Here is a 12,327-nt window from a genome sequence, read left to right on the forward strand (position 1 = left end):
AGATTGGCGTTCGCGCAATCAATATTGGCGTTTACCCACATGCTCAATGCAGCAACGCACTATTCAGTCGACTATCCCGACCTGTCACTGATTCTCGCTCTGGTACGCGGTGGCACTCTGGCGCGGGCGGCGACATTGCTGCGGGTGGATGTGTCCACGGTGTTCCGCGCAGTCCGCCGGTTGGAAGCGGCCCTGGGCCAGACACTGTTTGAAAAAAGCCGCAGCGGTTATCTGCCGACCAGCCTGGCGAGCCACCTGGCGCAACAGGCCGAACGCGCCGAGCAAGCCCTTGAGGCTGCGCGCATCAGCGTGGAGCAGGGCGGTGAAGTGATCAGCGGTACGGTGCGCCTGACCTGTACCGACTCGGTATTGCAAGGCTTGTTGCTGCCGGCCCTGGCGCAGTTCATGCCTGAATACCCGGCGCTGACCCTGGAGTTGAGTACCTCCAATGACTTCGCCAACCTCAGTCGGCGTGACGCGGATATCGCCCTGCGCCTTACCAGGACGCCGCCGGAGCATCTTGTCGGCCGCTGCCTGGGCAGTGTCAGCTATCAGGTGTTTGCCAGCGCCGATTACGCACGCCAGCACGAAGGTCGTGAATTGGCCGACCTGGCCTGGATCGCCCCAGATGACTTTCTGCCAGATCACCCCACCGTGACCTGGCGCCGCGAGCACTTGCCGGGCGTGCGCCCCAGTTACCGCTGCAACAGCATGTTGTCGGTCACCGAACTGGTGCGCACCGGATTGGGCGTTGCGGCGCTGCCGGATTTTCTATTGGAGGATGGCCTGCAACCCCTGAGCCCTGCATTGGCCGGGCGTGACACCGCGCTATGGCTGCTGACGCGCCCGGATTGCCGGGCACTGCGCTCGGTGGTGACGTTGTTTGATGAGTTGGGGCGACATGTGCGTTGGCCGCGTCGTTAGGTTTTTCGCACAAACTGCTCATGCATTTCGCACGTCAGGGTTTCGATACGCTCGGTCAACTGCTTGGTCATTTCCGTCAGTCGGGTGTTTTGCTCCAGTAGTTCCAGCAGTTGTCGGGTGGTCTGCGCGGCCTGGGCCTGCCGTTCGGTATTGGCGATGGCCAGGGCTTCGCGGTGTTGCGCATCGGCGTCGGACTGGGCTTTGTCCCGCGCAGCCTGGCGTGTCTGGGCCAGCAGGATCAGCGGTGCGGCATAGGCCGATTGCAGGCTGAAAGCCAGGTTGAGCAGGATGAATGGGTACACGTCGAAGTGGGTGACACCGCTTATGTTCAGCACCACCCACAACACGACGATTGCGGTTTGTGCGCCGAGGAAGGTCGGTGTGCCAAAGAAGCGCGCGAAGGCTTCGGCCTTGAGGGCAAAGGTGTCGTTGCCGAAGGTCGGTGCGAGGTGGGCGTGGCCTCGGTGAAAGCGCAGGTGATCGACGGGGTCGGCTTCAGGTTTGTCTGGGGTCATGGCGGGGCGAATCCTTAGCGTGAGGACAGTCAGCACTATAGACCGCCCACCCGGCCGGACACATGAAGAACCAGTCAGTTCTGGCCCCGTTCATTGGCAAACGCGCTGACCGCCTGCACCGCCTCGCCGGTGCCTTCGCGAATCTGCAGGATTACCGTGCCGGCCTGGTTGGCCAGCTCCACGCCCTGAGCGGCACGGTCACGGGTCGTGTCCATGCTCTCGATGGCTTGACGGGTTTCTTCCTGGATCATGGCAATCATGCTGGAGATCTCCGTCGTTGAGCCGCTGGTGCGTGCCGCCAGTTGCCGCACTTCATCGGCCACCACGGCAAAACCACGGCCTTGCTCACCGGCGCGTGCAGCTTCGATGGCGGCGTTGAGGGCCAGCAGGTTGGTTTGGTCGGCAATACCGCGAATGGTGTTGACGATGGCGGTGATCTGCTGCGAACGCTCACCGAGCTTGGCGATCAGTTGCGAAGAGGCGTCAATGTTCACGGCAATTTCACGCATGCCCGTGGCGGTTTTCTGAATCACTTCAGCGCCTTTTTCCGCCATGTCCTGTGTGTTCAGGGACAGGTGATAGGCCTGTGCAGCGCTTTGCGCATCGGCGGCATGTTGTAGCACTCGGGCGGTTACGTCCGAGGCGAACTTGACCACTTTGCACAGGCGTCCGCTTGCGTCGTACACCGGGTTGTAGTTGGCTTCAAGCCATAAGGTCTGGCCGTGTTTATCGATGCGCTCGAACTGGCCGTTGAAGAGTTCGCCCTGGTTCAGACGTTTCCAGAATTCGGCGTACGCCGAGCTGTTGACCAACTCCGGTTTGCAGAACAGCCGGTGATGCTTGCCCTGGATCTGCGCCAGGGTGTAGCCCATGCGCTGCAGGAAGTTTGCATTGGCGGTGATGATGGTGCCGTCGAGGTTGAACTCGATCATCGCCATGGCGCGGTCGATGGCTTCCAGCTTGGCATTGGCTTCGCTCTCGGCCTGCAGGCGCGGCGTGACGTCCATGGCGTACTTCACCACTTTGATCACGGTGCCGGCTTCATCGCGTACCGGGTTATAGCTGGCCTCCAGCCACACCGATTGCCCATCGCCCGCCACCCGCTCAAAAGTGCCGGATTGGAACTGGCCGTTGCGCAGTTGCGTCCATAGCTGGTTGTACTCGGCACTGCGGGCGAACGTCGCGGTGCAAAACATCCGGTGGGGCTGGCCCAGGATCTGCTCCGCGCGGTAGTTCATGGTTTTGAGGAAGTTGTCGTTGGCCCGCAGCACCCGGCCTTGCAGGTCGAATTCGATCACTGCCATGGAGCGCTCGATGGCGTCAAGCAGGCTGGCTTGCTGGGCATTGGTGTGTTGCAGGGCAGTGATGGTTTTTTTATGGGCGTTGAATAGCATGTTGGGGGGCTCGGGCAAGCATGCGTATGAGGTATCCATGTATATGCGCCTGACCCCGTAGGGCGCGGAGCCTCACGGTTGACGTGCTCATTGCCAGCTTCCTTGTGCTGACAGAGGGGGTGGAACAACGGATTCAGAGTCGTCGGCCTGCCGAGAAGTTCGCCAGGAAGCGGGACCATTATTGGGGTAGCCGACCAATGGAGGCATTATGCTATTGCGTCGGGGCTGCGCCAGAAGATTCAGACGAAATGTTGTAGGACGACTTAGGCGGAATGAGCGACCGCGTAATGGCTGAGCCTGACCCGGTTGCGCCCGGTGTCCTTGGCCGCGTACAGCGCGCGGTCAGCGGCATTGAGCCACATGGCGGCATCGCTGAAGACGGGCTGGAAGTCCGCCAAGCCGATGCTCAGGCTCACGCGTAATTCGGGAATCTGCGGGTTGCGATAGTTACTGAAGATTTCGCGCATGCGCTCCATCACGAGCGCTGCTTCCTGCAAGGGCATTTGGGGAAGGATCACGCAGAATTCATCGCCGCCGTAACGTCCCGCCAAGTCGTTTTCCCGCAGGTGTTGGCGTAACAGCTGACTCAGTTGGCGCAACACTGTGTCACCGACGATGTGCCCGTGGGTGTCGTTGATTTGCTTGAAGTGATCGATATCGATCAATGCGATGGTGGCTTGGCCTTTTTGCTGCTGGCACTTATGGAACTTGAGGTTCAGCAAGTCTTTCCACGAGCCATGATTGAGCAGGCCGGTCAGGCTGTCGATTCGGCTCAGGGCGCTGAGGGTGCGTTTATGCTCCGACAGTTTGATCGCCAACTGGTAACAGACCATACCGATGGCCATCGGGTAGAGGGTCAGCATAGGCAGGCAGGTATAGACCTGGAGGGGGCCGACGTGTGGGTTGAACTTGATCCCGAACAACCACCACGCCACGCCAACGCCACCTGCCTGCGCCACCAGACCGCGCAGGAACAGGCGCTTACCGCCTGCTGCGACGTTGTTCATGGTCATCATCGACAGGATGGTCACCGCTGACAGCGGCGTGAATTGGCTGGCAGCGGCCCAGAAGCCGCCGAGCAGCGAATCATAGAGCAGGTTGCGTTGTTCGGCTTGATAGGGGAAGGGAGAGCGGGTTGAAAGCAGGTACGCCACATGCGGCCAGGCATAGCCGTTGAACAGCAGCAAAGCCCAGACCCAGCCGGGCATCGATAAAGGGTACAACGCACCGATTACGCTGATGCAGCCGATACCCAGGCCGATGATCCTTGGCTTGTAGATACGCCTGGCAAATGAAAGCCCTTTGCCTCGTCTGTTTTCCATAATGTTTTGGGTCAGCTCTTTATTGCAGAGGCGGCAGCCAGTGTCAGCGGGTAAAACCGTTAATCGGTTAAGAAGTGTAAATATTGTCAGTTATTCGCGGGGGAATAATCAGTGTCCTTCCAAGCCATTTGTGCCGGTGTGCGGGTGAATACGCCAAAAGCGACCAAGAGTGTCGTTCTCGCAACAGGTTCAGTGCAGGTCAGGGGGAAGGGATTTCGTAACCCGCCAGGAACAAGTCGATTGCAGAGTCGATAACATCGGCCTGGGCCGCGGCGTCGAGGGTCGGTTGGCCGAGGGTGATCTGTGGCCAGAACGCAAAGGCCTTGAGCAGACTCTGGATCTGATGGGCCGCAAAAGCCGGGTCGCTGCAGGACAGGCGGCCATCGTCCCGGGCTGCGCGCACCCACTGGGTAAAGCCTTCTTCACGCTGGCTCAGACGGTTGACCATATCCTGCGCACGTTCCGGCGAATGGATGGTGGCGGCAATGGCGACACGGGCCAGGTCGAGGAAGTTGGCGTCCGACATCATTTTCATCTTCGCTTCCAGCAGCCCGCGCAATTGGTCGCGCAGGGGACGATCGCCGGTGTAGACCACATCCAGTTGGGCCGCGGTGCTGGCCCAGAGTTGGTGGAGGATCTCTGCGAACAACTCTTCCTTACTGGGGAAATGGTTGTACACCGTGCGCTTGGAAACGCCGGCGGTGGCGGCGATCTTGTCCATGCTGGTGACCTCGAACCCATTTGCCCGGAACTCGGCGATGGCAGCCGCAATGATGGCTTCGCGTTTGCGGTCGGTAAGGCGTTGGGGGGCAGTCATGGATAGCATTCGGCTCTGAGGGAAAATTACACCCGGTAGTTTACTTGCTCTCGGTTTTGTTGCAATCTAGAAACTACACTGTGCAGTGTAGCTTGTGAGTGCGTTGTCATTTGTTAGCGCAGTGTAATTTTGAGCCGACCCCAGGAGTCACTCTGCAATGGCCACGATTTCAACCCGCCTCGACCCCGCGCCCACCGCGCTCAAGCCTGCCGAGCAGGACCAGGGACACTTCAGCAACGATGCTCCGGTTCAGCACGGTGGCTTTGGCAAAACGTTGCGTATCTTCTGGAACATGCTGTTCAACAAACCGCGCAGCACGCGCCCGGTGGGCGCGATCCCGGTGCAGCCGTTGACCCGCGAGCAATTGCTGGCAGCCCCAGACCACAGTGTGTTCCGCCTGGGACACTCCACCGTGCTACTGAAAATGCGCGGTAAGTTCTGGATGACCGACCCGGTGTTTGCCGAGCGCGCCTCACCGTTCAGTTGGGCCGGCCCCAAGCGTTTCCACCAGCCTCCTATCCGTCTCGAAGAGCTGCCACCGTTGGAGGCGGTGATTCTTTCCCACAATCATTACGACCACCTTGACCGCAAGGCAGTCGTTCAACTGGCCGACAAAACGCGATACTTCCTCGCGCCATTGGGCGTGGGTGACACCCTGATCAAGTGGGGCGTCGACGCCAGCAAAGTACGTCAGCTGGACTGGTGGCAGGGCACTGAGGTGGACGGCATCCGTTTTGTCGCCACGCCTGCGCAACATTTTTCCGGGCGCGGCCTGTTCGATGCCAACCAGACGCTGTGGTGTTCGTGGGTGATGATCGATGGCGCGCGGCGGATCTTTTTCAGCGGCGACACCGGCTATTTCGATGGCTTCAAACGTATCGGCGAGCAGTACGGCCCTTTCGACCTGACGCTGATGGAAACAGGTGCCTACAACGTCGATTGGCCCCACGTGCACATGCAGCCGGAGCAAACCCTGCAAGCGCATATCGACCTCAAGGGCCGCTGGTTGCTTCCCATCCACAATGGCACCTTTGACCTGGCATTCCATGCCTGGCACGAGCCGTTCGACCGCATCATGGCTCTTGCCTGGGAGCGTAATGTGTCGATCACCACGCCGGCGATGGGGCAGGTGTTCAACCTGAACCAGCCAGAGCGGGGGCATGCGTGGTGGTTGGAAGTGGAAACCCAAGGCGCGCAAGCGCCGCTTGCGAGCTGAATACCGAGGTAATGGAAAAAGGAGTTTTCAGCGTGTTTCAGCGCTGCGACAGCGGCAGGAAGAGGGTGCGATGATCCCCGAAACATAATGGTTCGGGGTAATTCTGATGGAAGACAAGTGTAGGAAAATTTGGCAGCAGGCTCTGCCTTGTCGGCCGGGTCAGCTGTCGCCAGCTCTCGCAGAGCCCTGTGCAGCGCCCCCGGCATCGTTCAGCCCTCTTGCCGACAGTATGAGCCCACGCCATATTGCTTTCGATGTCAGCCCCCACCCTGATGCACTCCCTCAAGTCGGTCTGCTTATCCCCGGGTACAACGTGCCGGGCTTTTCCATCAAGCCCGCGCGCGATCCTTCGTTATCACTGATCGCCCTGGGTGGCGTCGAGCCCGAGAGGCCAGTGATGGTGGCGGTGCCCTTGGTGCAGAACAACAGCTCACTCAGCACCGCCCAGCCACTGGCAGGGCAGCGTGTCGGCTTCGCCCAGCACTATGTCCGTGGTGGCGATCACGAACCGGTTGAACACAGTGCCGCCTTCTTGTGTGCGCTGCACGTCCTGCGCAAGGCCGGTGTGTATTTGGTGCCGGTGCCTGCACAACACATGGATGACACGCCGCGACGTTCCTTGCACACCCGCAATGAAATCGACGACCACGTATTGGAGTATCGCCTTGATGCCCTGGTGTCTGATGGCCGCAGCGCAGCCTTTCATGGCGCGTGCTGGAGTGGCTATCCGCGCCTGGCAGCGCCGCTCGAAGATGGCGGCCGTCTGTACTTCTACGGCTCGCGCTGGTCGCGGGATTCGTTGAAGGCATTGGTACGGGGCTACAAAAATAACGTCGCTTGCCTTACGGCGCGCAGGGGGGAAACTGGCTCTGGCGTCGAGTAATCCCACAGTTTGAACGGGCGGGGTCTCGCAGTTGGAAGGGAGAGATGTTTTTAGACTGGCGTACGGATCAACGTTGATTCGTTGTTATTTCTTACCCTTCCCTGGAGGTGATTCATGTTTGGAATTGGTCATGGTCTGAATGTGTTTGTTAATCACGCCGCACCGTTTATAGCCGCGCAAAAGTCGAATACAGATTCTAACCCCGTTCCGCCCGGAACGGAGTACGCCACAGTTCACCAACTGGGTGAGCAAATGAACCGGCCTGGAGCATTCACGTCCGTAGACCTGGTCAATTACCTGCAAGCGCGTATCCGCACGTTGGACCCCGCGTTGAATTCGGTGATTGAGCTGAACCCCAAGGCCCTGGAAGCGGCGCGCGAGCTGGATCGCGAGCGCGCCAGCGGCAAAGTGCGGGGCCCGCTGCATGGCATTCCCATCTTGGTCAAGGACATCGTGGAAGTCGAAGGTATGCAAACCAGTGCAGGAGCATTGGGCCTTGTCGGGGCTCCCGTCAGCAAGAATGCGCCTGTCATCCAGCGCCTGATCGACCAGGGGGCGATAGTTCTGGGGACCACCAACTTGACGGAGATGGCTGGTTTTCGGGGCGGTCCCGATGGTTATAGCCGCCGAGGTGGGCAAACCCGCAACCCTCATGATCCGAACGCGGATGTCGGTGGTTCCAGCTCCGGCTCGGCTGCGGCGGTTGCGGCAGGGCTGGCGCCTTTGGCAGTCGGTACCGAGACCAATGGGTCGATCATCGTGCCGGCGGCGCTCAATGGTGTGGTCGGCCTCAAGCCCAGTGTTGGTTTATTGGATCGCGATGGGATCATTCCCGCCAGCCGGCGCCAGGACACTCCCGGCCCGATGGCCCGTTCGGTATGGGATGCCGCGCTGATGCTCAACGCCATGGCGGGCAGCCCTACCGGAGCGGAGGCTGTCGATTACACCAGACAGCTCGTGCCAGGCGCCTTGGCAGGCAAGCGTATCGGTTATCCCACGACGTTTTCCGATGACGGTGTAACCCTGCCGGTCGTTAACAGCAAGCAGTTCAACGAGACATTGGAGGTACTGCGCAAACAAGGTGCCATTCTGGTTCCGATCAACATGCGCCTGGCAGATGCTTCACGCTACGACGAACTGCTGCTCTGCGATGTGAAGCAGGCGCTGAACGGCTATTTGGCCAAGCGTGAGGGATTGCCGGTCAAATCAGTGAAGGAACTGATCACATTCAATGAAGCGCTTGATGGGACGCAGACCGATCACCAGCCCGTCCTCAAAGAGATCGACGCATCCACCCTCACGCCGGAGCAAAGTCAGGCGCCATGGGATGAGCTTCTGCGGGATTTTCGCAACACGGTTGACGCCCCTATCAAGGAGCACAATCTGGATGCCATCGTGTCGGATTTCGACAGCAACAGTTACTTTGGCGTTGCAGCCGCCGGTTACCCAGGGATTACGGTTCCCTCGGGAGCGACCGAGGACGGCCTGCCCGCCAGTGCCTACTTCTTTGGTACTGCTGGCTCCGAAGCTCAACTGCTGGGCGTGGCGTATGGCTTTGAACAGGGTGCCCAGGCCGCCATCCGGCCGACGCTTTCAACCCCTCATGCACTTGCCAATCCGTAGCGTTTTACGGGGCCACGGTGAGCAGGTTGAAAGTGCTCAACTGTCAGGCAGTCCGACTGAATGCTAGGCGCCATTCGGTTGAGGGGTTGAGGGGTCAATGGCTGCCGTTGTTGAACCCATTAATCGCGAGAGAAGGCGGGGAGTTGCAGGTTCTGAGGGGGTGCAATCGAACCGACGCACACTCATCCCCCAACCCGGCGCAAACCCCGGGAAGAACACCAACCCCTCTGCCTCCAGCCGAAACGCCAGTGCCAGGCGGGTGTCGTCAGCCACGTCGCCCTCGCTTTCAAACTGTTGAAGCGCCTGCACCGTCACCCCTGCCAGGCGGGCCAGTGCTTCCTGGCTCCAGCCCAGCATGGCGCGGGCCTGCACGCTGTGCTTGGCGGTGAATTGGTGCAGGACGATCTGCTGTTCTACGAAAGAGCTCATTGCCAGAGAGGACATGGGTTTTCTCCAGGTTCGACGGGGAAGGCAAACTATACTGTGTTTTTGTACAGTTGTTTTGACCGCTCATCAACTGGATGCTGGACGACCCATTATTCCACCCCTGGTGCCTCCCGAATGATCAGGTGATCCAGGTTCTCGATATTCGCGCTGAAGACCCCGAACGTCTGTTCGGGGTTCTTCTTGCTGGGCACCTGTTTCAGCTGCGGCGTCACCCCATAGAAGAAGCAATACAACGCCCGCTCACTGTCCACTGCCGCCTTGATCTGCTCCAGGAAGGCTGTGCGCTTGCGGTAGTTCTCGATGAGTTTCTTGCTCAGGTAGACGTTCACCGAGTAGGGCTTCTTGTCGAGCCACACTTTCTTTTCGAAATCGATGCGGAAGCTGCTGGTGTAGTCCTTGATGACCTTGATCTTGCCCCAATAGATCAAGCCCTTGTTGTCTTGCAGGTATTCGATTTTCTTGAAAAACGTCCAGTAGGTCGCCGTGTGATCGCCGATCTTCAGCGGCATGCGCTTGAGCTTGTCCTTGTCGTCGATATTCGACACATAACATTCCACCGGGTGGGCAAATACGCTGGTTTTGTCCGGGGTGGTGTCGCTTGTGCCGGTGGGCGTGCTGGTCCGAGTCGAAGGAGCCTTCGTTGAGTCTTGTAGGACGTTTTCCTGAGTAACCACCAGCGGTTTTTTCCGTTCGTACTGACGCGGTGTCAGTACAAATTCCGACGGGAAGTTTTCCTCTCTCTCGTCGTCATTTTCACCTGCCGCCGCCTTGTGGGTGCTGGCATAGCGGCAGCCATCGATATGCCGGGTACTGGTCTTGTTCTTGAAGTGCGGTGTGCGCAGATAGTTGACGTTTTTTGCGTTGAAGGTACTCAGCGCATTCGCCGCGTCGAATGCCCCACGGCATTCATCGTTGGGGCACAGAAAGCTGTCCTTGTCCGAATCGAAGTCGGCGGTTTCGTCGAAGTTCAGCTCTCGTACATCGTAGATCGACAGTTTGTCATCGAGACTCAGGCTGTAGGCCGTGTCGAATTTCATGGGGCTCGGGTCCGTGAGATATTTCGCTATTAATAGCGGGATCTTGTGCAAATATCAGCAAGAACCTGCAACCCTCCGCCCACTCAAGAAGCACAAGGTTCCCCCGACGGCCGTCAGTGCGCCGAGGGCGTAGAACATGCTGGTTGGCGCTGCGTTGATCAGCAAATACCCACAGATTACCGGGCTCATCGCCCCGCCGAACGCTGCCAGGTTTTGCGCGCCGTAGTAACTGCCGCGCAGCGCATCAGGGGCGATGGTATCGATGAATAGAAATTCCGACGGGTAGATAATCATCTCGCCCAAGGTGAACACGAACATCGCCAGGCACCAGGTAAACAGGCTGTCTGCCTGGCTGAAACCGACCAGGCCGGCGATGAACAGCAAGGTGCCCAGCAAGATCCAGTAGCGCAGTTGTTCGCGCTTGAGAAAACGGCCGATCTGGTACTGCATCAGAATCACGGTGACGGCGTTGCAGGCCAGCACCGCAGACAGAATTTTCAGCGCGTCGGCAGGCTTGTAGGCTACCAGCAGGAATTGCGACAGATACAACGTATAGCGCCCGTGGACAATGGTGCTCAATAAGCTACCGCTGGTGAACAGGATCAGCGTGCGGTCGCTGCGCAAAGTGCGCAAGGTCGTCAGAAAACTCAGGGGCCTGTTGCTGTCATCATGCTGGGTCGGCGGGATACCGATCATCAAGAACAGGCTGCCAAACGCAATGGCACTGGCGATCAGAAAGGGCGCCAATTGCATGTGACCGGCAATCACTACGCCGAGCATGGGGCCAGTGGCGTAGCCCACGTTGGTCAAGGTATAGCGTAGGGAAAATACCTTGGCACGGTCAGCCACCGGCAGGTTTTCGCTGATGATGGCTTTGGAGCCGATCAGAAACAGCGCCGACGCCGCCTCGGTAATCACCAGGGTCAAGGTCGTGAGGTAGAGGTTGCTGGCAAAGGTCAGCAACAGAAAACCGATGGAGCTGGACAGCATGGCCAGGATCAGCAGTTTGCGCTTTTCCAGGCGGTCGATGATGTAGCCGCCATAGAGGCCCAGCAATGTAGCGGTAAACACGGCGACGCCCATCAGCAGGCCGATGTCCTGCTGGTTGAGACCCAGGCGGGTGCTCAACAGTAGCGCCAGCAACGGGCTGGTCATGGCGCGGCTGACCACGATGGTCACCGAGCAAATCATCAGGCGGCGGATTACCAAAGAGTAGGTGGGCACGTGGGGCGAGCGTCCTTGTTATTGCTTTGAGACAGCACAGGCCGAATGCGAAAGCAGACCAATGTGGGAGCGAGCAGGACCGCTCCCACGCTCAGACCGACTTACTGGCCGGCATTGATGGTGATTTTCTCGACTGCACCCTGCTCCAGATCCCACTTCTTCAGGATTTTGCCGTATGTCCCATCGTCAATCATGCCCTGCAACGCTTCACTGATCGCGCTCACCAGCTCGGTATTGCTCTTCTCGATGCCAAGCCCAGTGAATTGCTTGGAAATCGCCAGCCCCACCGGCTTGTACTTACCTTTATCCAATGACATCAGATAAGGAATCGTCTCGCTCCCCTGCATCGCTGCATCCAACCGGTTCTGCTGCAGCTGCGCCCGCGCATCCGCCGAGCCTTCGGTGCCGATCACCACGATCGCCGGCTTACCCGCCGCTTCGCAGTTTTGCTTGCTCCACGCGGCAATTTCCGACGGCCAGGTGGTACGGCGGCTGGTGCCGACTTTTTTACCGCACAGGTCAGTCAATTCCTTGAGGTCTTCACGCTTGGCCAGGGTGTACAACTGCGGGCCGCTGGTGAAGTAGTCGATGAAGGTCACTGACTTCTGGCGTTCGGCGGTATCGGTCATGCCTGACAGCACAATGTCCACGCGCTTGGTGGTCAGGCCGCTGAGCATTTGCTCGAAGCCGGTTTCCTGCCATTTGATCTTCACGCCCAGGCGCTCGGCCAGGGCATTGCCCAGGTCAAAGTCCAGACCGGTGATCTTGTTGGTGGCCGGGTCCTTGAAATCCATCGGCGGATAGTTCGGCACGATGGCCGCGCTGATCTCGCCCTTGTCCTTGATTGCCGCCGGCAATGCCGCGAAAACTGCAGTGGAGGCCATCAGGCCCGCGAGCAAGGTGGGGATAAACAATTTTTTCATGG

Annotated in this window: 12 protein-coding genes and 1 pseudogene; 4 read left to right on the plus strand and 9 right to left on the minus strand. The window is 59.1% G+C overall.

Annotated elements, in window-relative coordinates; genetic code table 11:
* Nucleotides 1–39: 39 nt before the first annotated feature.
* Complete coding sequence (locus EXW71_RS20560) at nucleotides 40–924, plus strand: LysR family transcriptional regulator (RefSeq protein ID WP_134660041.1); 885 nt, start codon at nucleotides 40–42, stop codon at nucleotides 922–924.
* Here EXW71_RS20560 and EXW71_RS20565 read toward each other — a convergent pair.
* The 5 genes and pseudogenes from EXW71_RS20565 to EXW71_RS20580 all read right to left on the minus strand — a co-directional run bounded on the left by EXW71_RS20565 (nucleotide 921) and on the right by EXW71_RS20580 (nucleotide 4,972).
* A complete protein-coding gene (locus tag EXW71_RS20565; protein ID WP_123715610.1) occupies nucleotides 921–1,439 on the minus strand; it encodes a DUF1003 domain-containing protein in 519 nt (172 codons plus the stop codon). The two genes, EXW71_RS20560 and EXW71_RS20565, sit on opposite strands and share 4 nt — an antisense overlap.
* A 74-nt stretch (nucleotides 1,440–1,513) precedes the next feature.
* Nucleotides 1,514–1,993 (minus strand): methyl-accepting chemotaxis protein, encoded by a 480-nt coding sequence (locus tag EXW71_RS29455; protein WP_372241340.1) that lies wholly within the window; start codon nucleotides 1,991–1,993, stop codon nucleotides 1,514–1,516.
* A 78-nt stretch (nucleotides 1,994–2,071) separates the two neighbouring features.
* Nucleotides 2,072–2,872 (minus strand): annotated as a pseudogene (locus EXW71_RS29460) (PAS domain-containing protein); the annotation flags it as partial.
* A gap of 224 nt (nucleotides 2,873–3,096) precedes the next feature.
* Complete coding sequence (locus EXW71_RS20575) at nucleotides 3,097–4,155, minus strand: diguanylate cyclase (RefSeq protein ID WP_134660039.1); 1,059 nt, start codon at nucleotides 4,153–4,155, stop codon at nucleotides 3,097–3,099.
* Nucleotides 4,156–4,354: 199 nt separating this feature from the next.
* Complete coding sequence (locus tag EXW71_RS20580) at nucleotides 4,355–4,972, minus strand: TetR/AcrR family transcriptional regulator (RefSeq protein ID WP_123715607.1); 618 nt, start codon at nucleotides 4,970–4,972, stop codon at nucleotides 4,355–4,357.
* Between the two features lie 157 nt (nucleotides 4,973–5,129).
* On the opposite strand from EXW71_RS20580, the gene EXW71_RS20585 reads away from it, so the two are divergent.
* From EXW71_RS20585 to EXW71_RS20595, 3 genes are all read left to right on the plus strand, one after another.
* Entirely contained in the window at nucleotides 5,130–6,188 is a 1,059-nt protein-coding gene (locus tag EXW71_RS20585; RefSeq protein ID WP_134660038.1) for an MBL fold metallo-hydrolase, read from the plus strand.
* Nucleotides 6,189–6,417: 229 nt separating this feature from the next.
* On the plus strand, nucleotides 6,418–7,071 hold the full coding sequence (locus EXW71_RS20590; protein WP_256657102.1) for a hypothetical protein: 654 nt from the start codon (nucleotides 6,418–6,420) through the stop codon (nucleotides 7,069–7,071).
* Between the two features lie 114 nt (nucleotides 7,072–7,185).
* Nucleotides 7,186–8,694, plus strand: coding sequence for an amidase family protein (locus EXW71_RS20595; RefSeq protein ID WP_134660036.1), 1,509 nt, complete (start codon nucleotides 7,186–7,188; stop codon nucleotides 8,692–8,694).
* Nucleotides 8,695–8,757: 63 nt separating this feature from the next.
* Here the strand turns inward: EXW71_RS20595 and EXW71_RS20600 are convergent, their stop codons facing one another.
* From EXW71_RS20600 to EXW71_RS20615, 4 genes are all read right to left on the minus strand, one after another.
* Nucleotides 8,758–9,138 (minus strand): helix-turn-helix transcriptional regulator, encoded by a 381-nt coding sequence (locus tag EXW71_RS20600; protein ID WP_134660035.1) that lies wholly within the window; start codon nucleotides 9,136–9,138, stop codon nucleotides 8,758–8,760.
* A 92-nt stretch (nucleotides 9,139–9,230) separates the two neighbouring features.
* On the minus strand, nucleotides 9,231–10,178 hold the full coding sequence (locus EXW71_RS20605) for a hypothetical protein (RefSeq protein WP_134660034.1): 948 nt from the start codon (nucleotides 10,176–10,178) through the stop codon (nucleotides 9,231–9,233).
* A 54-nt stretch (nucleotides 10,179–10,232) separates the two neighbouring features.
* Nucleotides 10,233–11,402, minus strand: coding sequence for an MFS transporter (locus tag EXW71_RS20610; RefSeq protein WP_134660033.1), 1,170 nt, complete (start codon nucleotides 11,400–11,402; stop codon nucleotides 10,233–10,235).
* 101 nt (nucleotides 11,403–11,503) lie between these two features.
* Entirely contained in the window at nucleotides 11,504–12,325 is an 822-nt protein-coding gene (locus EXW71_RS20615; RefSeq protein WP_134660032.1) for an ABC transporter substrate-binding protein, read from the minus strand.
* Nucleotides 12,326–12,327: the final 2 nt, after the last annotated feature.

Source organism: Pseudomonas sp. BCA17, from assembly GCF_004519405.1.
Lineage (GTDB): Bacteria > Pseudomonadota > Gammaproteobacteria > Pseudomonadales > Pseudomonadaceae > Aquipseudomonas.

Bases quoted from the DNA above. Each gene is read 5' to 3' on its own strand.
- EXW71_RS20560 (WP_134660041.1), top strand. From the start codon at position 40: ATGCTCAATGCAGCAACGCACTATTCAGTCGACTATCCCGACCTGTCA.
- EXW71_RS20565 (WP_123715610.1), bottom strand. From the start codon at position 1,439: ATGACCCCAGACAAACCTGAAGCCGACCCCGTCGATCACCTGCGCTTT.
- EXW71_RS29455 (WP_372241340.1), bottom strand. From the start codon at position 1,993: ATGGCGGAAAAAGGCGCTGAAGTGATTCAGAAAACCGCCACGGGCATG.
- EXW71_RS20575 (WP_134660039.1), bottom strand. From the start codon at position 4,155: ATGGAAAACAGACGAGGCAAAGGGCTTTCATTTGCCAGGCGTATCTAC.
- EXW71_RS20580 (WP_123715607.1), bottom strand. From the start codon at position 4,972: ATGACTGCCCCCCAACGCCTTACCGACCGCAAACGCGAAGCCATCATT.
- EXW71_RS20585 (WP_134660038.1), top strand. From the start codon at position 5,130: ATGGCCACGATTTCAACCCGCCTCGACCCCGCGCCCACCGCGCTCAAG.
- EXW71_RS20590 (WP_256657102.1), top strand. From the start codon at position 6,418: ATGAGCCCACGCCATATTGCTTTCGATGTCAGCCCCCACCCTGATGCA.
- EXW71_RS20595 (WP_134660036.1), top strand. From the start codon at position 7,186: ATGTTTGGAATTGGTCATGGTCTGAATGTGTTTGTTAATCACGCCGCA.
- EXW71_RS20600 (WP_134660035.1), bottom strand. From the start codon at position 9,138: ATGTCCTCTCTGGCAATGAGCTCTTTCGTAGAACAGCAGATCGTCCTG.
- EXW71_RS20605 (WP_134660034.1), bottom strand. From the start codon at position 10,178: ATGAAATTCGACACGGCCTACAGCCTGAGTCTCGATGACAAACTGTCG.
- EXW71_RS20615 (WP_134660032.1), bottom strand. From the start codon at position 12,325: ATGAAAAAATTGTTTATCCCCACCTTGCTCGCGGGCCTGATGGCCTCC.